The 19,987-nt window shown below is 73.6% G+C and carries 19 protein-coding genes; 10 read left to right on the forward strand and 9 right to left on the reverse strand.

Annotated features, from left to right (window positions below):
* Positions 1–1,646: 1,646 nt before the first annotated feature.
* The 6 genes from LWC33_RS24860 to iolC all read right to left on the reverse strand — a co-directional run bounded on the left by LWC33_RS24860 (position 1,647) and on the right by iolC (position 8,429).
* Complete coding sequence (locus tag LWC33_RS24860; protein ID WP_233306998.1) at positions 1,647–2,111, reverse strand: MarR family winged helix-turn-helix transcriptional regulator; 465 nt, start codon at positions 2,109–2,111, stop codon at positions 1,647–1,649.
* 163 nt (positions 2,112–2,274) lie between these two features.
* The gene (locus tag LWC33_RS24865) at positions 2,275–3,786 is read right to left on the reverse strand and encodes a CoA-acylating methylmalonate-semialdehyde dehydrogenase (RefSeq protein WP_233307000.1); all 1,512 of its coding nucleotides are present in this window, start codon (positions 3,784–3,786) and stop codon (positions 2,275–2,277) included.
* Positions 3,787–3,802: 16 nt separating this feature from the next.
* The gene (gene iolD / locus LWC33_RS24870; RefSeq protein ID WP_233307002.1) at positions 3,803–5,710 is read right to left on the reverse strand and encodes a 3D-(3,5/4)-trihydroxycyclohexane-1,2-dione acylhydrolase (decyclizing); all 1,908 of its coding nucleotides are present in this window, start codon (positions 5,708–5,710) and stop codon (positions 3,803–3,805) included.
* Entirely contained in the window at positions 5,711–6,571 is an 861-nt protein-coding gene (iolB, locus tag LWC33_RS24875; RefSeq protein WP_233307004.1) for a 5-deoxy-glucuronate isomerase, read from the reverse strand.
* The gene (locus LWC33_RS24880) at positions 6,568–7,467 is read right to left on the reverse strand and encodes a class I fructose-bisphosphate aldolase (RefSeq protein ID WP_233307006.1); all 900 of its coding nucleotides are present in this window, start codon (positions 7,465–7,467) and stop codon (positions 6,568–6,570) included. The genes iolB and LWC33_RS24880 overlap by 4 nt, the downstream gene beginning before the upstream one ends.
* Positions 7,464–8,429, reverse strand: coding sequence for a 5-dehydro-2-deoxygluconokinase (iolC, locus tag LWC33_RS24885; protein WP_233307008.1), 966 nt, complete (start codon positions 8,427–8,429; stop codon positions 7,464–7,466). Before iolC ends, LWC33_RS24880 begins: the two co-directional genes overlap by 4 nt.
* A gap of 109 nt (positions 8,430–8,538) precedes the next feature.
* Here iolC and LWC33_RS24890 point away from each other — a divergent pair, with 109 nt between their 5' ends.
* On the forward strand, positions 8,539–9,273 hold the full coding sequence (locus LWC33_RS24890; RefSeq protein ID WP_233307010.1) for a GntR family transcriptional regulator: 735 nt from the start codon (positions 8,539–8,541) through the stop codon (positions 9,271–9,273).
* A 9-nt stretch (positions 9,274–9,282) separates the two neighbouring features.
* Here the strand turns inward: LWC33_RS24890 and LWC33_RS24895 are convergent, their stop codons facing one another.
* Positions 9,283–9,720: a Fur family transcriptional regulator gene (locus tag LWC33_RS24895; protein WP_233307012.1), complete on the reverse strand. Its 438-nt coding sequence runs from the start codon at positions 9,718–9,720 to the stop codon at positions 9,283–9,285.
* Between the two features lie 91 nt (positions 9,721–9,811).
* On the opposite strand from LWC33_RS24895, the gene LWC33_RS24900 reads away from it, so the two are divergent.
* Both LWC33_RS24900 and LWC33_RS24905 read left to right on the forward strand, forming a co-directional pair.
* The gene (locus tag LWC33_RS24900; protein WP_233307014.1) at positions 9,812–10,309 is read left to right on the forward strand and encodes a Dps family protein; all 498 of its coding nucleotides are present in this window, start codon (positions 9,812–9,814) and stop codon (positions 10,307–10,309) included.
* A 187-nt stretch (positions 10,310–10,496) separates the two neighbouring features.
* Positions 10,497–12,062, forward strand: coding sequence for a hypothetical protein (locus LWC33_RS24905; protein ID WP_233307015.1), 1,566 nt, complete (start codon positions 10,497–10,499; stop codon positions 12,060–12,062).
* A gap of 1 nt (position 12,063) precedes the next feature.
* Here LWC33_RS24905 and LWC33_RS24910 read toward each other — a convergent pair whose 3' ends face one another.
* On the reverse strand, positions 12,064–12,627 hold the full coding sequence (locus LWC33_RS24910) for a P-loop nucleotide/nucleoside kinase family protein (RefSeq protein WP_233307017.1): 564 nt from the start codon (positions 12,625–12,627) through the stop codon (positions 12,064–12,066).
* Between the two features lie 45 nt (positions 12,628–12,672).
* Here LWC33_RS24910 and LWC33_RS24915 point away from each other — a divergent pair, with 45 nt between their 5' ends.
* Positions 12,673–13,413 carry a class I SAM-dependent methyltransferase gene (locus LWC33_RS24915; RefSeq protein WP_233307019.1) on the forward strand — a complete coding sequence of 247 codons (741 nt, stop codon included), beginning with the start codon at positions 12,673–12,675 and terminating at the stop codon, positions 13,411–13,413.
* A 90-nt stretch (positions 13,414–13,503) separates the two neighbouring features.
* Here the strand turns inward: LWC33_RS24915 and LWC33_RS24920 are convergent, their stop codons facing one another.
* Positions 13,504–13,740 carry a metallothionein gene (locus LWC33_RS24920; RefSeq protein ID WP_233307021.1) on the reverse strand — a complete coding sequence of 79 codons (237 nt, stop codon included), beginning with the start codon at positions 13,738–13,740 and terminating at the stop codon, positions 13,504–13,506.
* A 174-nt stretch (positions 13,741–13,914) separates the two neighbouring features.
* Here LWC33_RS24920 and LWC33_RS24925 point away from each other — a divergent pair, with 174 nt between their 5' ends.
* From LWC33_RS24925 to LWC33_RS24950, 6 genes are read left to right on the forward strand one after another with little or no spacing between them, the layout of a single operon-like run.
* The gene (locus tag LWC33_RS24925; protein WP_233307023.1) at positions 13,915–14,775 is read left to right on the forward strand and encodes an STAS domain-containing protein; all 861 of its coding nucleotides are present in this window, start codon (positions 13,915–13,917) and stop codon (positions 14,773–14,775) included.
* Positions 14,776–14,777: 2 nt separating this feature from the next.
* Positions 14,778–15,215: an STAS domain-containing protein gene (locus tag LWC33_RS24930; protein WP_233307025.1), complete on the forward strand. Its 438-nt coding sequence runs from the start codon at positions 14,778–14,780 to the stop codon at positions 15,213–15,215.
* Complete coding sequence (locus LWC33_RS24935) at positions 15,212–15,622, forward strand: ATP-binding protein (RefSeq protein ID WP_233307028.1); 411 nt, start codon at positions 15,212–15,214, stop codon at positions 15,620–15,622. The genes LWC33_RS24930 and LWC33_RS24935 overlap by 4 nt, the downstream gene beginning before the upstream one ends.
* Positions 15,610–16,644 carry an ATP-binding SpoIIE family protein phosphatase gene (locus LWC33_RS24940; protein WP_233307029.1) on the forward strand — a complete coding sequence of 345 codons (1,035 nt, stop codon included), beginning with the start codon at positions 15,610–15,612 and terminating at the stop codon, positions 16,642–16,644. The genes LWC33_RS24935 and LWC33_RS24940 overlap by 13 nt, the downstream gene beginning before the upstream one ends.
* Positions 16,641–18,398 carry an ATP-binding protein gene (locus LWC33_RS36240; protein WP_233307031.1) on the forward strand — a complete coding sequence of 586 codons (1,758 nt, stop codon included), beginning with the start codon at positions 16,641–16,643 and terminating at the stop codon, positions 18,396–18,398. Before LWC33_RS24940 ends, LWC33_RS36240 begins: the two co-directional genes overlap by 4 nt.
* Positions 18,395–19,984: a fused response regulator/phosphatase gene (locus LWC33_RS24950; RefSeq protein WP_233307033.1), complete on the forward strand. Its 1,590-nt coding sequence runs from the start codon at positions 18,395–18,397 to the stop codon at positions 19,982–19,984. Before LWC33_RS36240 ends, LWC33_RS24950 begins: the two co-directional genes overlap by 4 nt.
* The last annotated feature ends 3 nt before the right edge of the window (positions 19,985–19,987 follow it).

Below are 19,987 nucleotides of genomic sequence, written 5' to 3' on the forward strand. Positions count from 1 at the left end.
TCCACGAGGATCCAGGGGGTCCGGCTCGGGGGCGGCCAACGGGCCTGTTGACCGAGCCTCAGGGGCTCGTTCTGTCCGGCGTCTCGCTGACGACGAGAAAGTTACGCCCCGCCGACGGGGAGGGTCAAACCGGGGTCCCCCACCCCGAATCGGCCCTCTCATCGCAGGTCAGAGGCCTGCGCTCGGCGCGGTGGACGGCATGACGGCCAGATTTCGGCCTTCATGACGCCGGTCACATTTGGCGACCGCGGACCGCTCTCGGTGCTCTGAACCGGCGACGGACGGCCACGATCCGTGCCCTGGCCTGCGGCGATGGCCATGGTTCGACGCACACGGTGCGCAACCGCGCCGTCCTGACGTCGAGTTGCAGCGCTCGAACAGCTCCCGAGCACCCCCGGGCGGCCCCCGATCACCCCGGCGCCCTGCCGTCGGCACCGTGCCTGGCGCCCGGACTCTCCTGCCGGTCCTCCCGGGAACTCCCGGCGGTGCGGGGTCGCTCCTTCGCGCGCACACGCGAGACCGGCCCACCGCACACGCGACGCCGGCCCGACGCCCTCGCTCCGGAGCGACATGTTCCGCGGCGGCGAGTCCTCCCGATCATCGACTTCCGGCCTCGGTCGATGATCGGATTTCGAGCCCAGCACGTCGGTACCGCGCGGAATTCCGGGGCAAGTCTCGTGATCGAACCGCGATCATCACCCCGAATCCCCGGAGTCCACAGCTGTGACCGCTCGATCGAATTCACGCAGAGGCTGTCCGTGGACACGTCGTCGCAGGCAGCGACCGAGGAACCACCCGTTCGTGCGTGCATCTCGTGCCGCGCCGTCGCGTTGAACCGGATGAGCGTCTCCCACCGGACGCGCCGCGAACGCGGGGGCGAAGCAATTCCGCGGCCGCCGGTGGGAGGCGCTCTTTCCGTTCACCCGGAATTCGTCTCTGCGCGACGCAGCACGAGCCGGCCCCTGCTCCCGGGCATCGGCGCGAGCGCGCGGGGCCCGCGCGACAAGACCGGTCCGGCACGGCGAGCACGACGGCCCGGAACGACGCGAACACCCCGAGGTCGTCGACAGGCCGCGCATCGTCCGCACTCCCCCGGCGTCGGCCTCCCTTGCGAGGGCGGCCATGACCCGGCCTGCACCGGCAGGGTCCGGGCCCGGTGGAGCCGCAGCGACCGCCGCGAGGACGACGGGGGCGAACGGCCACGCGTCGCCGAGCACCTCCATCGCCACCGCGGCCGCCAACCCGAACAACGGCGCCGCGGTCGCGAGCGCCGCGGAGGCCCGGCTGATGCGGTGCAGGGCTCCACCGTCGCCGGGGATCCTCCGCCCGCAAGGGCCGGGCGGACGTACCGCGGGCACGTCGATGTGGCCGCGGTCACCGGCCCGACGACGCCGATCCCGGCGAGGACGTGGATCACGGGCGGGACGGCCGTCACATCCGCGGTCCTCCCTCGTTCCCGAAAGGCCGGTGCAAGTTACAGGGAGGCTGAAAGCCGGGCCTCGACCGCGTCCCGGTATGAAGGTTGAATCGCTCGCCCAATCCTTCAGCCTGTCTGAAACCGTGGCTGACGCTCGGAGCCGCAGTACCGCAAAACCGGACCAGCCTCTTTCAGACTGCCTGAAACCAGGAGCCGCGACGTCCCCCGGTCAGGGGGTGTCCTCGCCCAGCCGCCCGAGCATCCCGACGAGCGTGCGGGCCAGGAGGGCGCGTTCGGGCCGTGGGAGCGAGGCGAGCATCACCCGTTCGACGTCGCCGACCGCCTTCTCCGCCCGGCTCAGCAGCCGCCGTCCGTCCGGTGTGACGTGCAGCTCGGCCACCCGGCCACGACCTGGCTCGGTGCGACGCTCGACCGCGCCGCGCTCCTCGAGCCGGCGCAGGGTCGACTGCATGCTCTGGGCCGTCACCCCCGTGCGGCGGCCGAGCTCGCTGTAGGAGAGCCCGGGGCGTCGGGTCAGGTGGCCGAGCGCCGCCAGGTGCCGCATCGTGAGCTGCTCCGCCCGCAGCGCCGTGTCGATCTCGTCGCGCACCCGTCGCCCCAGCGTCGCGAGCAGCACGGCGAGGGCGCCCGGCCCGGCCGGCGGTCCGGCGGGGGGCGGTACGGGGCTCGACACGGCGCCATCATGCCTGCCGTGACCGGGCCGAGAACGCCGCCGGCCCCGCACCACGGATCGGGGTGCGGGGCCGGTCGTCGCGGGGTCACCCGCCGGGCCGGGGATCGGTCGGCCCGGCGGGGAGCCCTGCGGTTCCCGGACATCGCCGGGAGGCGGGAGCGGATCAGGCGTTCTGGGGGAAGCCCAGGTTGATGCCGCCGTGCTGTTCCCGCGCGGCCGGGTCGAGCCAGCGGGTGGTCACGACCTTGCCGCGGGTGAAGAAGTGGAACCCCTCCACACCGTGGGCGTGGGTGTCGCCGAACAGCGAGTTCTTCCAGCCCCCGAAGGAGTAGTAGGCCATCGGCACCGGCACCGGCACGTTGATGCCGATCATCCCGACCTCGACCTCGTTCTGGAACCGCCGCGCCGCACCGCCGTCGTTGGTGAAGATCGACGTCCCGTTCCCGTACGGGTTGGCGTTGACCAGCTCCACGGCCTCCTCGTAGGAGTCCACCCGCACCACCGACAGCACCGGACCGAAGATCTCGTCGGTGTAGATCGACATGTCGGCCCGGACGTTGTCGAACAGCGTCGGGGCCACGAAGAACCCGTCACCCTCGGCGTCGAACGAACCCCGACGGCCGTCGACCACCAGCGTCGCGCCCGCGGACTCGCCCGCGTCGATGTAACCGGACACCCGCTCCTGCGCCGCCCGGGTCACCAGCGGGCCCATGTCACAGCCTCGCGTTCCGTCCCCGGTGCGCAGCGCCACCGCCCGCTCGCGGATCTTGTCCACCAGGGTGTCGGCGATGTCGCCCACCGCGACCAGCGCCGAGACCGCCATGCAGCGCTCCCCGGCCGAGCCGAACCCGGCGTTGATCGCCTGGTCCGCGGCCAGGTCCAGATCCGCGTCGGGCAGCACCACCATGTGGTTCTTCGCCCCACCCAGCGCCTGCACCCGCTTGCCGTGCGCCGTGCCCGTCTCGTAGACATACCGCGCGATCGGGGTCGACCCGACGAACGAGATCGACTTGACGTCCGGCGACGTCAGCAGCGCGTCGACCGCGGTCTTGTCCCCGTTGAGCACGTTGAACACGCCGTCGGGGAGACCGGCCTCGCGCCACAGCTCGGCGATCCACAGCGCCGCGGTCGGGACCTTCTCCGACGGCTTGAGCACCACCGTGTTGCCCGCGGCGATCGCGACCGGGAAAAACCACATCGGCACCATCGCCGGGAAGTTGAACGGCGAGATGATCCCGACCACGCCCAGCGGCTGGCGGATCGAGGCCACGTCCACGTTGGTCGAGGCGTTCTCCGTGGCCGAGCCCTTCAGCAGGTGCGGGGCCCCACAGGCGAACTCCACGACCTCCTGGCCGCGGGCCACCTCCCCGGCGGCGTCGGAGAGCACCTTGCCGTGCTCGGAGGTGATGATCGCCGCCAGCTCCGGGGCCCGCTCGTCGAGCAGCTCCCGGAACTTGAACAGGATCCGGGTCCGCTTGGTCAGGCTGGTGTCCCGCCAGCCCGGGAACGCCGCCTTCGCCGCCGCGATGACCTCCGCGGCCTCCTCCTCCGACGCCAACGGCAGCGAGGCCGTGACCTCACCGGTCGCCGGGTTCGTCACGTCCGAGAACCGGCCGGACTTCCCGTCGACCTTCTGCCCGTTGGCCCAGTGGTACAGGGTCTTGCTGTCAGTCATGATCTTCTTCTTCCCCTCAGGAGCTGGGCCGCAGGAACGACTTCTGGATGGCCTTGTTCTCGTCGTAGACCTTGCGAGCGGCCTTGGTGGAGTCGAGCTCGCTGATCTCGCTCACCGGGACGTCCCACCACGACTGGGAGTCGGGGGCGCCGATCAGCGGGTCGGTCTCGACGTAGATGACGGTGCTGTCGGGGGCGGCCTTGGCCTCGGCGATCGCCGCGGCGAAGTCCGACGGGGTCTTGGTGCGGATCACCCGGATGCCGAAGCTCTCGGCGTTGGCGGCCAGGTCGAGCGGCAGGACGTCGCCGTCGAGCCGGCCGGTCTCCGCGGAGCGGTAGCGGTACTTCGTGCCGAACCGCTGCGAGCCGAGGGACTCCGACAGCGACCCGATGGACGCGAAGCCGTGGTTCTGCACCAGGACGGTGATGACCTTGAGGCCCTCCTGCACCGCCGTGGCGAGCTCGGTGGCCATCATCAGGTAGGAGCCGTCGCCGACCATGACGAAGACGTCCCGGTCGGGGCAGGCCATCCGGACGCCGAGACCGCCGGCGACCTCGTAGCCCATGCAGCTGTAGCCGTACTCGACGTGGTAGCCCTTGGCGTCCCGGGTCTGCCAGAGCTTGTGCAGGTCACCGGGCATGGAGCCGGCGGCGCACACCACGACGTCGCGCGGGTCGGACAGCTCGTTGACCATCCCGATGACCTCGTTCTGGGTCAGCAGGCCGCCCGCGCCGTTCGCCGGGACCTCGGGCTCGTAGACCGCCTTCACCGTGGCGGTCCACTCGGCGTCGAGCGCGGTGTAGCGCTCCGTGTACGCCGAGGCGACCGAGTACCCGTCGAGCAGCGGGAGCAGGGCCTCGAGGGTCTCCCGCGCGTCGGCGACGATCGAGGCGCCGGAGTGCTTGACGGCGTCGATCGGGGCCACGTTGACGTTGACGAACCGCACGTCCGGGTTCTGGAACGCCGTGCGGCTCGCGGTGGTGAAGTCCGAGTACCTCGTGCCGATGCCGATCACCACGTCGGCCTCGCGCGCGGTCGCGTTCGCGGCCGTCGTCCCCGTGGAGCCGATGGCGCCCAGGCACTGCGGGTGGTCGAACACGAGCGTGCCCTTGCCGGCCTGGCTCTGTCCGACCGGGATGCCGGTGGCCTCGGCGAACGCGGCGAGCGCCGCCGTCGCCCCCGAGTAGTGGACACCGCCGCCGGCGACGATCACCGGCCGCTCGGCCGACCGGATGATCTCCGCGGCGCGGGCCAGCGCCGCCTGCTCCGGCAGCGGGCGGGCGACGTGCCAGACCCGCTTCTCGAACAGCTCGACGGGCCAGTCGTGGGCCTGGGCCTGGACGTCCTGCGGGAAGCAGACGGTCACGGCGCCGGTCTCGACCGGGTCGGTCAGCACCCGCATCGCCGACAGGAGGGCGGCGGGCAGCTGCTCCGGCCGCCAGACGCGGTCGAAGTACTTGGAGACCGGGCGGAAGGCGTCGTTGACCGTGACGTCGCCGGCGTTCGGCAGCTCCAGCTCCTGCAGCAGCGGCGAGGCCGAGCGGTCGGCGAAGGTGTCCGCGGGCAGCAGCAGCACCGGGATGCGGTTGATCGTGGCGAGCGCGGCGCCGGTGACCATGTTCGTGGCGCCCGGGCCGACGCTCGACGAGACCGCCCAGGTCTGCAGCCGGTCCTTCATCCGGGCGTAGGCGACGGCGCTGTGCACCATGGCCTGCTCGTTGCGGCCGAGCACGTACGGCAGCGCGCCGGGCTCGTGCAGCTCGGCCTGCAGCAGCGCCTGGCCGAGGCCCGCGACGTTGCCGTGGCCGAAGATGCCGAAGCAGCCGGCGAACAGCTTCTGCTCCTCGCCGTCGCGCTCGCTGTACTGCGCCGCGAGGAACCGGACGGTCGCCTGCGCGACGGTGAGCCGGATCGTCTCACCCATTTACTGACCTCCGAGGCGGGAGTCGATCGCCTGGTCGGCCCACGTGTCGCGGATCCAGGCCTGGTCGGGGTGGTCCGTGATGAGCCAGGCGCGCTCCTCGCCGGGGCCGGCCATCACGTTGAGGTAGTACATGTCGTGGCCGGGCGCCGCCGCGCACGGACCGTGCCAGCCCCACGGGATGAGCACCGTGTCGCGATCGTGGACCTCGACCATGATGTCGATCTCGTGGCCCGGCGAGCTGCTGGTGCGGTGGAAGCCGAGGCCGGGCTGGCCGGCGGGGCCGGGCGCGATCTCGAAGTAGTAGATCTCCTCGAGCTGCGACTCGTGCGGGCCCGCCTCGTCGTGCTTGTGCGCGGGGTAGCTCGACCAGTTGCCGCCGGGGGTCACGACCTCGCAGGCGATGATCGAACCGGCCTCGAAGGAACCGACGGTGCCGAAGTTGCGCACCTGGCGGCTGGCCTGGCCCGCGCCGCGCAACTCGACCGGGACGTCGGCCTTCGGCCCGTACCGGAAGGGCAGCTCCCGCTCGCACCGCGCGCCGCACAGGGCGAACCGGCCGCCGGCCTCCGACGCGAGGGTCACGGTCGAGCGGATCGGCAGGTAGGAGACGTCCGTGGGCCCCTCGAAGACGTTCGTGCGCCCGGCGAGGGTGTGGGTCTCGTCCCCGAGGGTGACGGTGGCGGAGCCGGACAGCGGCACCACGAACATCTCCTCGGCGCCGGTCTCCACGGTCCGGGAACCGCCCGCAGGCAGGTTCACGATCCGCAGGCTCGAGTGCTCCCAGCCCGCCGACTTCGGGGTCACCTCGAGCTCGTAGCCATCGGCGCCGCCGGTGCCGGCGGGGATCACGTACTCGGTCATGCTGCGGCGGCCTCCTCCGGTCGGACGAGCGAGACGGCGGTGTCGACGGCCTTCGCGACGTCGCCGTCGTCGGGGTACAGCAGTGCCCGGCCGACGATCAGGCCGCGCACGGACGGAAGCTCCAGCGCCGACTTCCACGAGGCGTAGGTCTCCTCGGGCGCTCCGGTCGGGTCGCCGCCGAGCAGCAGCGTCGGGAGGGTGGTGGCCTCCATGACCCGCTCCATCTCGTCGACGACCGGCAGCTTCATCCAGGTGTAGGCGCTGGAGGTGCCCAGGCCCTGGGTGATGTGCACGGACTTGATCACGGCCTCCGGCGAGAGGTCGTTGACGACCTTGCCGTTCACCCGGTTCGACAGGAAGGGCTCGACCATGGCGACGAGCTGCGCCCGGTTCGCCTCGGTGACGACCTGTGCGGACAGCTCCAGGGTGGCGACCGACGCCGGGTCGTTCAGGTCGATGCGGGTCAGCATCTTGATCGCCTCGAAGCCCGCCTCGACGGTGCCGGCGACGTCGTAGCCGGTGAGCCGGTCGTCGAGCTCGAAGCTGGCGCCCTGCAGGCCGCCGCGGTTCATCGACGACACCACGACCTTGTTCTCCAGGGCCCCCATGAGCAGCAGGTCCTCGAGGACGTCGGCCGTGCCCAGCACGCCGTCGACACCCGGGCGGGACAGCGCGGTGCGCAGCCGGTCCAGCAGCTCGGGGCGGCTCGCCATCGCGTCCGCGCGGCCGCGGGCGCTGAGTGCACCTCGGGCCGGGTGGTCGGCGGCGACGATCATCAGCCTGCCGTCGTCCGGGACGAACGGGCGGCGGGCGCGGGAGCGGAGCAGCTCCGGGATGCGGTGCGGCTCGAAGGTCCGGATGTCGCGGACCTCGTCGTAGGTCTTCGCGAAACTCACTTGTCCGCCTTCTGGTTCGGGTCGCCGCCGTCGAGGAGGATGTCGATCTCGGCGGGCGTGGGCATCGCGGTGGAGCACTCCAGGCGGGAGGCGACGATCGCACCGGCCGCGTTCGCCCTGGCCAGCACCTTCTCCAGCGGCCAGCCCGCGAGCAGGCCGTGGGCCAGCGAGCCGCCGAAGCTGTCACCGGCACCGAGGCCGTTGTACGGCTGGATCAGGATGGGCGGGGAGACGACGTGCTCGGTGCGGGTCTTCGCCAGCACGCCCTTGGGGCCCTGCTTGACGATCGCCAGCTGCACGCCGGCGTCGAGCAGCGCGTCGGCCGCCTTCTCCGGGTCGGTCTCGCCGACCGCGACCTCGCACTCCTCGCGGTTGCCGACGGCGACCGTGACCTGGCCCAGGATCTTCTGGATCTGCTCGGTAGCCGCGGCGGGGGTCTCCCAGAACATCGGCCGGTAGTCGAGGTCGAGGACGGCCGGGCGGCCGTCGCGCGCGGCGAGCACGTCGTGGTGCGTGGTCCGGCTCGGCTCCTCGGAGAGCCCGGTGACCGAGAGCCACAGCAGCTCGGCGGCGCGGACCGCGTCCAGGTCGACGTCCGGGGTCGTGACCTGCAGGTCCGGGGCCTTGGGCTTGCGGTAGAAGTACAGCGGGAAGTCGTCCGGCGGGAAGATCTCGCAGAACGTGACCGGCGTCGGGTACTCGTGGTTCGTGACGACGTGCTCGTCGCTCACCCCGAGCCGACGCAGCTCCTGCCGGACGTAGCGGCCGAACGGGTCGTCGCCGACGCCGGTGATGATGGCGGCCCGCCGGCCGAGCCGCGCGGCGGCGACGGCGACGTTGGCGGTGGTGCCGCCCAGGAACTTGCCGAAGGACTCGACGTCCTCCAGGCCCACCCCGACCTGCAGGGGATAGATGTCCACCCCGGCGCGCCCGAAGGTCAACACCTCTGCTGGTTCGCTCATCGAGTCCTCTTCGACGTCTCGTTTCCGCGCTGTCCGACGCCTTCGAAGCTACGTGTCCGTCGGTACTTTGTCTATACATAGTTACGTACTCACTTGTAGCCTCGCTCGCATGGAGGACACCCCCGTCGCGTTCGAGGTCGAGCTGGACCGGGCCAGCCCGGTCCCGCTCTACCACCAGCTCGCGCTGGCCATCGAGCGCGCGATCGAGACCGGGGTCCTCAAGCCCGGCGACCGGCTGGAGAACGAGGTGGCGCTCACCGCGCGGCTCGGCCTGGCCCGGCCGACGGCGCGGCAGGCGATCCAGGAGCTCGTGACCCGCGGGATGCTGGTGCGCAAACGCGGTGTCGGCACGCAGGTCGTGCAGCCGCACGTACACCGCGAGGTGCGGCTGACCAGCCTGTTCGACGACCTCGCCGCCGAGGGGCGGGTACCCGGGACCGAGCTGCTGTCGCTCGACGAGTGCGGCGCCGAGGAGGTGCCGGAGCCGCCGGGGCTGCCGGCACGCCTGACCCGGATCCGGCGTCTGCGCAGCGCCGACGGGGTGCGGCTGGCGCTCCTCACCAACTACCTGCCGGAGCACTACAGCGTCTCCGCCCCCGACCTGGAGCGGACGGGGCTGTACGCGCTGCTGCGGGCGCAGGGGGCGAGCTTCCGCATCGCCCATCAGATCATCGGGGCGCGGCTGATGACGGCGGACGAGGCGACACTGCTCGGCGAGCAGGAGCCGGCGGCGTGCGTGACGGTCCGTCGCTCGGTCTACGACGACACCGGCGCCTTCGTCGAGACCGGCACGCACGTGTACCGGGCCTCGCAATACACGGTGCGGACGTCGTTGGTGGTGTGAGGGAAGCCCTCAGCGCGCGGCACACTCCGCGCAGCGCCCCCAGAACACCAGCTCGGCCTCGTCGATCTCGAAACCCTCCTGGTGCGCCGGCTCGAGGCAGGGCGCGGACCCGACGGCGCACGGCACGTCCCGTACCCGCCCGCACACCCGGCAGACCAGGTGGTGGTGGTTGTCGCCGTGCTGCAGCTCGAACCGGGTGGCCGAGCCGGCCGGCTCGATGCTGCGCACCAGCCCGACGCGCCGCAGGTCCTCGAGCACGTTGTAGAGGCCCTGCCGGGACAGCTCCGAGACCGCCGACGGCCCCGCCGCCGCCCCCGCCCGGGCCACGACCTCCGCCACCTCGACGGCGGTGGAGTGCGGCCGGTCGGCCAGGGCGTGCAGCACCGCGCGCCGGTGCGGCGTGCTGCGCAGCCCCTTCTCCCGGAGCAGAGCGGTGAGGTCGTCCATGCAGGTGAGGCTACCCCCACAGATTGGATGCGGTCACTAACTTGACCAGCATCACGATTTGACTGTGTCAAAAGTAGGGTACAAAGGAACCATGACCGCCACGAACACCACCACCAGCGCCCCCACCGGCTTCCGTCCCTTCACCGCCTCGCCCGAGCTCGAGGCGAACCTGCAGAAGGTGCTCGTCGACCTCGTCGCCCTGCACCTCGAGGGCAAGCAGTTCCACTGGAACGTCGTCGGGGCGAACTTCCGCGACCTCCACCTGCAGCTCGACGAGATCGTCGAGGTCGCGCGCGAGCACAGCGACACCATCGCCGAGCGGATGCGCGCCCTCTACGCGGTGCCGGACGGCAGCCCGCGGACCGTCGCCGAGACGACCTCGCTGCCGCGCCAGCTGCCCGGCGAGCAGGACACCACCGCGGTCGTCAACGCGATGACCGAGCTGCTGTACCGCACCGCCGCGACCGTCCGCGAGGTGCACGACGCCGTCGACGCCGAGGACCCCTCGACCGCCGACCTGCTGCACGCGGTGATCGTCGACCTCGAGAAGCAGGCCTGGATGCTGAGCTCGGAGAACCGGCGCGCCTGAGCGCCCCGGGCGTCACGGGCGGCTGCGGCCGGATCCCCTTCGGGGGGTCCGGCCGTTCTCGTTCCCGCCCCCGTCCGCAACCTCCGGAACCCCACCACCCGATCGGGTGACCACGCGGACGCCCGGAAACGGTGCCCGGGCCCGCACCGATCTTCCTTGCGGCAAGCGCACGTGAGGGAGTACTGCAGTGCAGGCACGGAACGGGTCGGAGACAACCCTCGGCGAGCGACAGGGTTCGGAGGCGCGGGTACCCGCACCCCGCGAACCCGCGACCGGGCCGGTCCGGGTGCCCCGCTCGTCGGTCGCGGTCGAGGTCGTCGTCGCGGCGGTGGCGCTCGTCCTGCTCGGCGGGACCGTCCTGACCTACCCGTTCCGCGGTGACCAGGCGATCTTCTCGCTGATCGGCCGGCAGGTCCTGCAGGGCGAGACGCTCTACACCGACCTCTGGGACGTCAAGCAGCCCGGGGTCTTCCTCTGGTACGGCCTGGCCGACGCGCTCGGGCTCGGCGAGACGGGCGCGCGGCTGCTCGACGTGCTCGCGGCCGTCGCGTTCGGCGCCTGCGTGTGGCGGCTGCTGCGCCGACGGACGGCCACGCCGTGGGTGCGCCGGTGGCTGCCGGTGCTGGCCACGGGTGTCCTGCTGACCTCCGCGGGCCCGGGCGACTTCGGCCAGCTGGAGATGCTCTGCCTGGTCCCGGCGGTGGGCGCGTTCGCGCTGGTCGCCGCGGACCCCGGCCGCGTACCGGGGTGGCGGCGGGTCGTGGGCGCCGCCCTGTGCGTCGGCGTCGTCGGGGTGTTCAAGCTGCCGCTCGCCGCCGTCACCGGGCTGGCACTGCTGGTGTTCCTCGCGCTGCGGCTGCGGGCGCGTGCCCGCGTCGTCGCCGTTCCGGTCGTCGTCGGTGCCGCCCTTGTCCCCGGACTGCTGGTGCTGGCCTGGCTAACCGTCCGCGGCGCCGGCGGGGCCGCGCTGCGGGTCTGGCTGGTCGACGCACTGGACATGGGTGCCGCGCACGGCTCCCGCTCCCCCGCCCGGCTGCTCGAGGGGCTCGGCCGGTACTGCCTGTGGAGCGCCCCGGTCGTGCTGCTCGCGGCACGGCGGGCCGGCACCGCGTGGCGCCGCCGGGACGCGCTCGACCTGGCAATGGTCGCCTTCGCGGTCCTGCACGTCCTGTCCGTCGCCGGCCAGTTCGGCTGGTGGTACCAGTGGTACTTCCTGTCGGCGCCGCTGGTCGTGCTCGCCCTGCGCGGCCTCGACGACCTGGCCCCGCGGCTCGCCCGGGGCCCGCGGCGGGGGTGGGCGATCACCCTGCTGGCCGTAGCCTGCCTGCCGCTGCTCGGGCACGCGGCGAGCTGGACCCTCCCGGCCGTGCTCGACGGCGGCGGGCTCACCGCCGCGAGCCGGGCGCGGATCGACGAGCGGGTCGCGGGGTACGACACGATCCGCGCCGAGATCGCTGCCGCCGGGGTGCGGCCCGACGACAGCCTCTTCGTGCTCGGCGATCCGCTCTACCACCTGCTGGCCGACGAGCCGCTGGTCGTGCGGACCAACGGCTGGGACTACGACCTCATGGCCGACCGGCAGTGGCAGGAGCTGGCCGGCGAGGTCGTGGCCGTCCGGCCCACCGTGGTGCTGGTCGACGACCAGGCCACGGGCTGGCTCGCCGAGCGCGGCCCGGACCTGCGGGCCGAACTGGCCCGGGACTACACGCCGATCCGCACCGACGCCGAGGGGACCTGGTACCGGCTCCGCTAACCTACGAGCGCGGCGACCTGCTCCGCGACCGGCGGGGCCCGATCCGGTTGTCGATCTCGTGGTGCGGCGCCGGCGGCGGCTCGTCCGGCCGCATCCGGGCCACGAAGGCGTCGAAGTCCGCGAGCTTGCCGCTGTCCCGTGGGGAGGCGCGCCGCTCCAGGCGGTGCCGCAGGGTCGCGCGGTCCGAGCGCACCCAGACCAGCCGGACGTCGTCGCCGCCCAGTTCGGCGACCCATCGGAGCCACCGGTCCGGGTCGCGGATCTGCCCGGTGAAGGGGCCGGAGAGCAGCACCGGGCAGCCGTGCCCGCGGACCTCCCGCGCGGTCGCGGTGAGCCCCGCGTACTCGTGGACCTTGACGTGCGCGTCGTACCAGGGACCTTCGCGCTCGCCGGGCGGGCGGCCCGCGGCCTCCAGGGTCGCGGCCACGAAGTCCCCGTAGAGCGTGTCCTTGTCGAGCAGCGCCGGGACGGGGTCGAGGGCCGCGAGCAGGGCGGCGGCCACCGTCGTCTTGCCTGCGCCGGGTGCCCCCGCGACCACCCAGACCGTCCCGGCCCTCTCGACCACCGGTCCACCGTGCACGATCGACGCCGCGCGGGCCAGGATCTCCCCGTGCCCCGCGACCCGATCGGCCCGGCCACCGTGCCCGGCGCCTTCGACGACCACGCCGCCTCGTACGACCGGCTGGTCGGCCGCAACCCCGGCTACCACGAGCACCTGCGGCTGTCCGCGCGCCGACTCGGACGATGGTCGGCTCCACAGGCTCCGGCTCGGGACGGCACCGGCCCGCGGCTGCTCGACCTCGGCTGCGGGACGGGCGCGTCGACGGCCGCGCTGCTGGCCGCGGCACCGGACGCCGAGATCGTCGCCGTCGACGGTTCGGCGGAGATGATCGCGGAGGCGCGGCGCAAGGACTGGCCGGACCGGGTGCGGTTCGTGCACTCCCGCCTCGAGGACCTGTCCACGACCGGGATCACCGGCCCGTTCGACGGGATCCTCGCCGCCTATCTCGTGCGCAACCTGCCCGACCGCGACGCCGGCCTCCGGACGATGTACGACCTGCTCGCCCCCGGCGCGCCGATCGCGGTGCACGAGTACTCGGTGCGGGACAGCCGGCGCGCGCGGGCGGTCTGGACCGCAGTGTCCTGGGGGATCATCATCCCGCTGGGCCGCCGGGTCACCGGGTCGACCGACCTCTACCGCTACCTCTGGCGCAGCGTCCTCGACTTCGACGGCGCCGGGCGGCTCGCCGCGCGGATGCGCGCGGCCGGGTTCGCCGACGTCCGCGTCGAGCCGGTGACCGGCTGGCAGCGCGGCATCGTGCATTCCTTTCTCGGGCGGCGTCCGACCTGACCGTCACGCCCGGTCGGTTCTCCCTGGGCGGCGTCCGACCTGACCGTCACGCCCGGTCGGTTCTCCCTGGGCCGGCGTCCGACCTGACCGTCACGCCCGGTCCCGGAGCGCCTCCCCGCCCTCGCCGTGCGAGGCGCAGTGGGCGCAGCAGAAGAACTTCCCGCCGGCCTGCACCCCGTGCCCGATGACCCGGCAGCCGCAGTGCTCACACACCGGCGCCATCCGGTGGATCGCGCACTCGAAGCTGTCGAACACGTGCACCGCGCCCTGCGCGTGTACCTCGAAGGCCATGTCGTAGTCGTTGCCGCAGACCTCGCACTGCGCCATCACGTGCTCCTCTCCTCGGGGCTCCTCGGCGGGCGACCCGCCTACCCGGTCTCGGCTGGTCGAAGCACGCGGTGGGCCGGGGGGCGCTACGGGCGTTCCCGGCACCTCCGCACCGGGAGCCCCACCTGCGCGTGTGGTTAGGTGCAGCCGGAACGACGGTCACGGGAGGTGGCGATGGCGCAGGCGGACGGCGGGCGCGTGCAGGCCCTGCTGCGCAGCGAGGACAAGGTGCTGCGGCGCTGGGTCGAGGCGGCGGAGACGCCGCTGCGTGGCCGGTTGACGACCGGCGAGCTAGAGCGGACCTGCTCGGACCTGCTGGCGGTGCTGGGCGAGGCCGTCGCCGGCGGGGGGCTCGACGTCACGTCCGCCGCCTATGCCGGCGCCCGCGGTTTCCTCGCCGAGCTCTCCCGGGACTGGGCGCGCCGCGGCTTCAGCCCCAGTGAGACGGCCTCGGCCGTCTTCGCGTTGAAGGACGCGCTGTTCGCCGCGGCCGACGAGGACGGCGAAGGCGGCGAGAGCGGGGGCGACCTCGCCACGGTCCTCGAGTCCTCCCGCTGGGTCGACGCCCTGGGCCTGGTGACCTTCGAGAGCTTCGCCCGCGCCCGCGAGCAGGTGATCAGCGAGCAGGCCGAGCAGCTGCTGGAGCTGACCACCCCGGTGGTGAAGCTGTGGGAGGGCGTGGTCGCCGTCCCGCTGATCGGCACGCTGGACTCCGCGCGCACGCAGATCGTGATGGAGAAGCTGCTGCAGACGCTGGTCGACACCGGCTCCGAGCACGCGATCATCGACATCACCGGCGTGCCGGCGGTCGACACCGAGGTCGCCCAGCACCTGCTCAAGACCGTCGTCGCGGCCCGGCTGATGGGCGCGGAGTGCACGATCTCGGGCATCCGGCCGCAGATCGCGCAGACGATCGTGATGCTCGGTATCGAGTTCGGCGACATCACGACCAAGTCGACGCTGGCCGACGCGCTGCTGCACGCCATGCGCGGCACGGGCGTCGAGGTCGTCCGGCGCCGGACCGGGAGCCGCTGACCGTGGAGCGGGTTCCGGTCCTGTCCCTGGGCGACGCGCTGCTCGTGTCCATCCAGGTCGACCTCCAGGACAACACGGTCCTCGCACTCCAGGAGGACCTGGCCGAGCGGATCGTGTCCACGGGCGCGCGGGGCGTGCTCATCGACATCTCCGCGGTCGACATCGTCGACTCCTTCATCGGGCGCATGTTCGCCTCGATCGCCGCGCTGTCCCGGCTGCTCGACGCCGAGACCGTCGTCGTCGGGATGCGGCCCGCGGTGGCGATCACGCTCGTCGAGCTCGGGCTGTCGCTGGACGGCGTGCGCACGGCGCTCGACGTCGAGCGCGGTATGAAGATCCTGCGCGCGCTGTCCGACCGGCGCGGGCTGCCGGTGGCCGACGAGCTGGACGACGACCTCGTCCCCGTCGCGGAGGGCGGCGGCCCGGCCGCCGGGGCGTGACCACCTCCACCGGCGTCGAGGAGCTGCCGATCCGCACCGGCGACGACGTCGTCCGGGTCCGGCAGCTGGTCCGGGCCCGTGCCCAGGAGGTCCGACTCTCGCTGGTGGATCAGACGAAGCTGGTCACGGCCGCCAGCGAGCTGGCCCGCAACACCCTCGTCCACGGCGGCTCGGGCACGGCCACGGTCGAGACCCTGACCCGGGACGGCCGGTCCGGGATCCGGGCCGTCTTCGCCGACGAGGGGCCGGGGATCCCGGACGTCGACCAGGCCCTGACCCCGGGCTGGACCAGCGGCTCCGGGCTCGGTCTCGGGCTCTCCGGCGCTCGCAAGCTCGTCGACGAGTTCGCGATCGACACCGCGGTCGGCCGGGGCACGACGGTCACCGTGGTGAAGTGGACCCGGTGATCCCGCCCCGGGTCGAGGACGTCGCCTGGCTGCCGCTCGACGACCCGAGCGGTCCCGGTGGGGCCCGCCGGGCGGCGGAGAAGCTGGCCGACCAGCTCGGCTTCCCGGCGCAGCGCGTGGCCGAGGTCGGCCTCGCCGTCACCGAGATCGGGACGAACGTGCTCCGGCACGCCGGTGGCGGTGCGGTGCTGCTCCGTGCGGTGCACCTGGACAAGACCGGCGGGGTGGAGGTCGTCGCCGTCGACGCCGGCCCCGGGATGAGCGACGTGCCGGCCTCGAGCCGCGACGGGCACTCCACGCGCGGCACGCTCGGCGTCGGGCTGGGGGCGATCGGCCGGCTCGCCGACGCGCTCGACATCGGCTCCCGCCCGGGGAAGGGCACCGTGCTCGTCGCCCGGTTCCGGCCCGGGCGCGACGCCGGCCCGCCGGGGCCGGACGCGGCGGGCGTCACCCGCCCGTTGTCCGGCGAGCAGCTGTGCGGCGACGCCTACGCGCTGCGGGAGGAGGGCTCCCGGCTCTGGCTCATGCTCTGCGACGGCGCAGGGCACGGCCCGCTCGCGGCGGCGGCGTCCCGGGAGGCGGTGCGGGCGTTCGCCGAACCCGAGCGCCCGCCGTCGACCCCCGTCGACGCGCTGCGGGCGATCCACGGGGCCATGTCCGGCACCCGCGGCGGCGCGGTCGCGGTGGCCGAGCTGGATCCCGACGCGGGGCTCGTGCGCTTCGCCGGGGTCGGCAACGTGGCCGGCGCGGTCGTGAGCGGCACGTCCAAGCGCAGCATGATCTCGGTCGGCGGCATCGCCGGCTACCGCGTCCCCACGCTGCGCGCCTACGACTACCCCCTGCCGCCCGACGCCGTCGTGGTCCTGCACTCGGACGGCGTCCGGCCGCGCTGGCAGGCCGAGGACCTGGCCCTGCCCCGCCGGTCCCCGGTGGTGGTCGCCGCCGCACTGCTGCGCGACGAGGGCGTGCGTCAGGACGACGCCTCGGTCGTGGTCGGTCGCGCACCCGGGGCCGGCCGGTGACGACCGCGCGGGCCGAGGTGTTCCGGCTGCGGGTGCGCGGCGAACAGGACGTGTTCGTCGCCCGCCAGCGGGGCCGCGAGGTCGCGGCGCTGGCCGGGCTCGAGCACCAGGACCAGATCCGCGTCGCGACCGCGCTCAGCGAGCTCAGCCGCGAGCTCGCGACGCTGCCCGGCGAGGTCACGATCACGATCTCGCTCGGGGCCGAGCCCACGCCCGCGCTGGTGCTCACCGCCGAGTGGGCCGGCGGGGGTGGAAACCCCGAGGACCTGGAGGGCGTCCGGGCCGCCGCGCGCCTCACCGACGGCTGCGAGGTCCGCCAGGCGGACACGGGTGGCTCGGTGCGGCTGATCAAGCGCCTGCCGCCGGGCAGCGGCGTCGACCCCGACCAGGCCGAACGGATCCGCAGCGCCGTGCGCGAGTCCCGCCCGGCCGACGCGCTCGCCACCCTGCGCAGCCAGAACCAGGACCTGCTGGAGGCACTGGAGAGCCTGCAGGCCCGGCAGGAGGACCTGCTGCGGGTCAACGCCGAGCTCGAGGAGACCAACCGCGGCGTGCTGGCCCTGCACGCAGAGCTCTCCGAGGAGCTGGAGGAGACCAACCGCGGCGTGGTCGCCCTCTATGCCGAGCTCGACGACGCCTCCACCCGGCTGCGCGAGGCCAGCGAGGCGAAGACCCGCTTCTGGGCGAACGTGAGCCACGAGCTGCGCACCCCGCTCAACTCGGTGCTGGGCATCTCGCGGCTGCTGCTGGACCCGGAGGGCGGCGCGCTGGACGCCGAGCAGCGCCACCAGGTCGAGCTCATCCGCGACGCGGGCGCCATGCTGTTGTCGCTGGTCAACGAGCTGCTCGACGTGGCGAAGGCCGAGTCGGGCCAGATCGAGGCCGTCATCGTGCCCACGGACCTCGGCGCGGTGTTCGACGAGCTGCGCGCCACGTTGCGCCCGGTCGCCGGCGCCGAGGTCGAGCTCGTCGTGGAGCGGCCGGAGATCGACGTCGTGTGGACCGATCCGGTGCTCCTCGGCAGGATCCTGCGCAACCTGGTGAGCAACGGCCTGAAGTTCACCGAACGGGGCGAGGTGCGGGTCCGGGCGGGTCTGGACCCCGGGAACGGGGAGGTGGTGGTCCGGGTGAGCGACACCGGGATCGGCATCCCCGCCGAGCACCAGCAGCGGGTGTTCGAGGAGTTCTACCAGGTCCGCGGGCACCTGCAGGCCGCGAGCGGCGGCACCGGCCTGGGCCTTCCCTACTCCCGGCGGCTGGCCGCGATCCTCGGCGGGTCGCTCGGGATGGAGAGCGAGCCGGGCCGCGGGACCGTGCTGACGCTGCGCCTGCCCGCCCGGCCGGCCGGCGAGGCCGCCGCGGGCGTCGTGCCGCTCGGCCGGGTCCTCGTGGTCGACGACGACCCGGCGGTGCGGGCCCTGCTCCGGCGGATCGTCGAGGGGTTCGAGGGGCAGGTCACGGAGGCCGGCTCGGGGCCGGAGGCGCAGCGCGCGCTCGCGGCCGCGGTTCCCGATCTCGTGCTGTTGGACCTCGACATCCCGGCGCCGACCGGCTCCGAGGTCCTCGCCGGGATGCGCGCGGAGCCCGCCCTCGCCGCCGTCCCGGTCGTGGTGGTCACGGCCGCGCAGCTCACCGACGCGCGACGACGCGACCTCGGCCGGACGGCCGTCGTCGTCGACAAGGCGCAGCTGTCCGGGCCGGTGCTGGTCGCGGCGGTCGGCGCCGCTCGCGACCTGGTCGGGCGGGCCCCGTGACCGGCCCGGAGACGCCCACCGAGGGGGTCGACGGGACGACGATCCTCGTGGTCGACGACAACGCCGGCAACCGGTACGTCGCCGCCAGCTGGCTGCGCCGCGCCGGCTACCGCGTGGTGGAGGCGGCGACCGGGACGGAGGCGCTGGACCGGGTGGCGCGGGATCCGATCGACGTCGTCGTGCTCGACGTCGGGCTGCCGGACATGAGCGGGTTCGAGGTGTGCGAGCGGATCAAGTCCGACCCCGCCCTCAGCCGCCCGGTGATCCACCTGTCCGCCACCGCGGTCCGCGGGCAGGACCGGGCCCAGGGGCTCACCCGCGGCGCCGACGCCTACCTCGTCGAGCCGGTGGAGCCGGACGAGCTGCGCGCCACCGTGTGGTCGGTGCTGCGCTACCACCGCGCGCGGGCGGCGGCGGAGCGGCTCGCGGCCCGGCTGGCCGGGCTCAGCCGGGCGACCATGGCGATGAACGCGGCCGTGGACTTCGACGAGCTGGCCACCACGATCGCGTCCGGCGCGGCGGTGCTGGCGGAGGTGCCGGCCGCCGCCCTGGTCGCCGCGTCGGACCGGACCGTGCGCCGGGCCGTGGTCGACCCGGCCGATCCGGACGACACCCCGCGGTGCGACTCGGTGTCGCCGCGGCTGCTCGAGCGGCTCACCGGCACCCTGTCGGACGGTCCGGCCGCGGTGTCCTGGGCGGACGCGGTGGGCGGTGAGGCGGTGGCCGGCGAGGAGACCGGCGCCCCGGCCTCGGCCCTGCGGTTCGGGTTCCGGGCCGGCCGGGTGGCGATCGTGCTGCGGACGCCGGGGGTCGGTACGGAGCTGCGCGACCTGCTGGCCCAGCTGGGCAACGCGGCCGCGCTCGCCGTCGACTCCCTGCAGCTCTACGTCGAGGAGCACACCCTCGCCCTGACCCTGCAGCGCGCCTTCCTGCCCACCGCGCCGGCCGCACCACCCGGGGTGGAGGTCGCCGTGCGGTACGTCCCCGCGGCACAGAACACCGAGATCGGCGGGGACTTCTACGAGGTCGTCGAGCTCGGCGAGGGCCGGCTGCTCCTCGCGATCGGCGACGTCTCGGGTCACTCCATCCACGCCGCGACCGTGATGGTCGAGCTGCGGCACGCGCTGCGCGCCTACGCGGTCGAGGGGCACGGGCCGGCGGCGATCCTGCAGCGGCTCGAGGACATGCTGCGGCGCTACCACCCGCGCGAGTTCGCAACGGTGTGCGTGATGGTCCTCGACACCGTCCGCGACGTCGTCACCGTCGCCAACGCGGGCCACCTCGCGCCGCTGCTGGCCTCCCCCGAGGGCACCGTCCCGCTCACCGTGCGCGGTCCGATGCTGGGCCTGCGCCGCACGCACGAGGCGGACTCGGTGCTCGCCCTGCCTCCCCGCTGGACGCTCGTGCTCTACACCGACGGGCTGGTCGAGAAGCGGGGTGTGGACCTCGACGCGGCACTGGAGGAGCTGCGCGCCGCCGTGTCCGTGGACCCCGCCCCCGAGGAGCTCGGCGACCGGCTGCTCGGCCGGTTCGCCGGCGTCCGCGAGGACGACATCGCGCTGCTGATCCTGCGCGGCGGGGCCTAGGGA

The organism is Pseudonocardia terrae (assembly GCF_021343995.1).
GTDB classification, from domain to species: Bacteria; Actinomycetota; Actinomycetes; order Mycobacteriales; family Pseudonocardiaceae; genus Pseudonocardia; species Pseudonocardia terrae.

What these genes read in the sequence shown, in the direction of transcription:
- LWC33_RS24920 (WP_233307021.1), bottom strand. Translation starts at nt 13,740, where the DNA reads ATGGCGCAGTGCGAGGTCTGCGGCAACGACTACGACATGGCCTTCGAG.
- LWC33_RS24865 (WP_233307000.1), bottom strand. Translation starts at nt 3,786, where the DNA reads ATGACTGACAGCAAGACCCTGTACCACTGGGCCAACGGGCAGAAGGTC.
- LWC33_RS24895 (WP_233307012.1), bottom strand. Translation starts at nt 9,720, where the DNA reads ATGGACGACCTCACCGCTCTGCTCCGGGAGAAGGGGCTGCGCAGCACG.
- LWC33_RS24900 (WP_233307014.1), top strand. Translation starts at nt 9,812, where the DNA reads ATGACCGCCACGAACACCACCACCAGCGCCCCCACCGGCTTCCGTCCC.
- iolB (WP_233307004.1), bottom strand. Translation starts at nt 6,571, where the DNA reads ATGACCGAGTACGTGATCCCCGCCGGCACCGGCGGCGCCGATGGCTAC.
- iolC (WP_233307008.1), bottom strand. Translation starts at nt 8,429, where the DNA reads ATGAGCGAACCAGCAGAGGTGTTGACCTTCGGGCGCGCCGGGGTGGAC.
- LWC33_RS24925 (WP_233307023.1), top strand. Translation starts at nt 13,915, where the DNA reads ATGGCGCAGGCGGACGGCGGGCGCGTGCAGGCCCTGCTGCGCAGCGAG.
- LWC33_RS24890 (WP_233307010.1), top strand. Translation starts at nt 8,539, where the DNA reads ATGGAGGACACCCCCGTCGCGTTCGAGGTCGAGCTGGACCGGGCCAGC.
- iolD (WP_233307002.1), bottom strand. Translation starts at nt 5,710, where the DNA reads ATGGGTGAGACGATCCGGCTCACCGTCGCGCAGGCGACCGTCCGGTTC.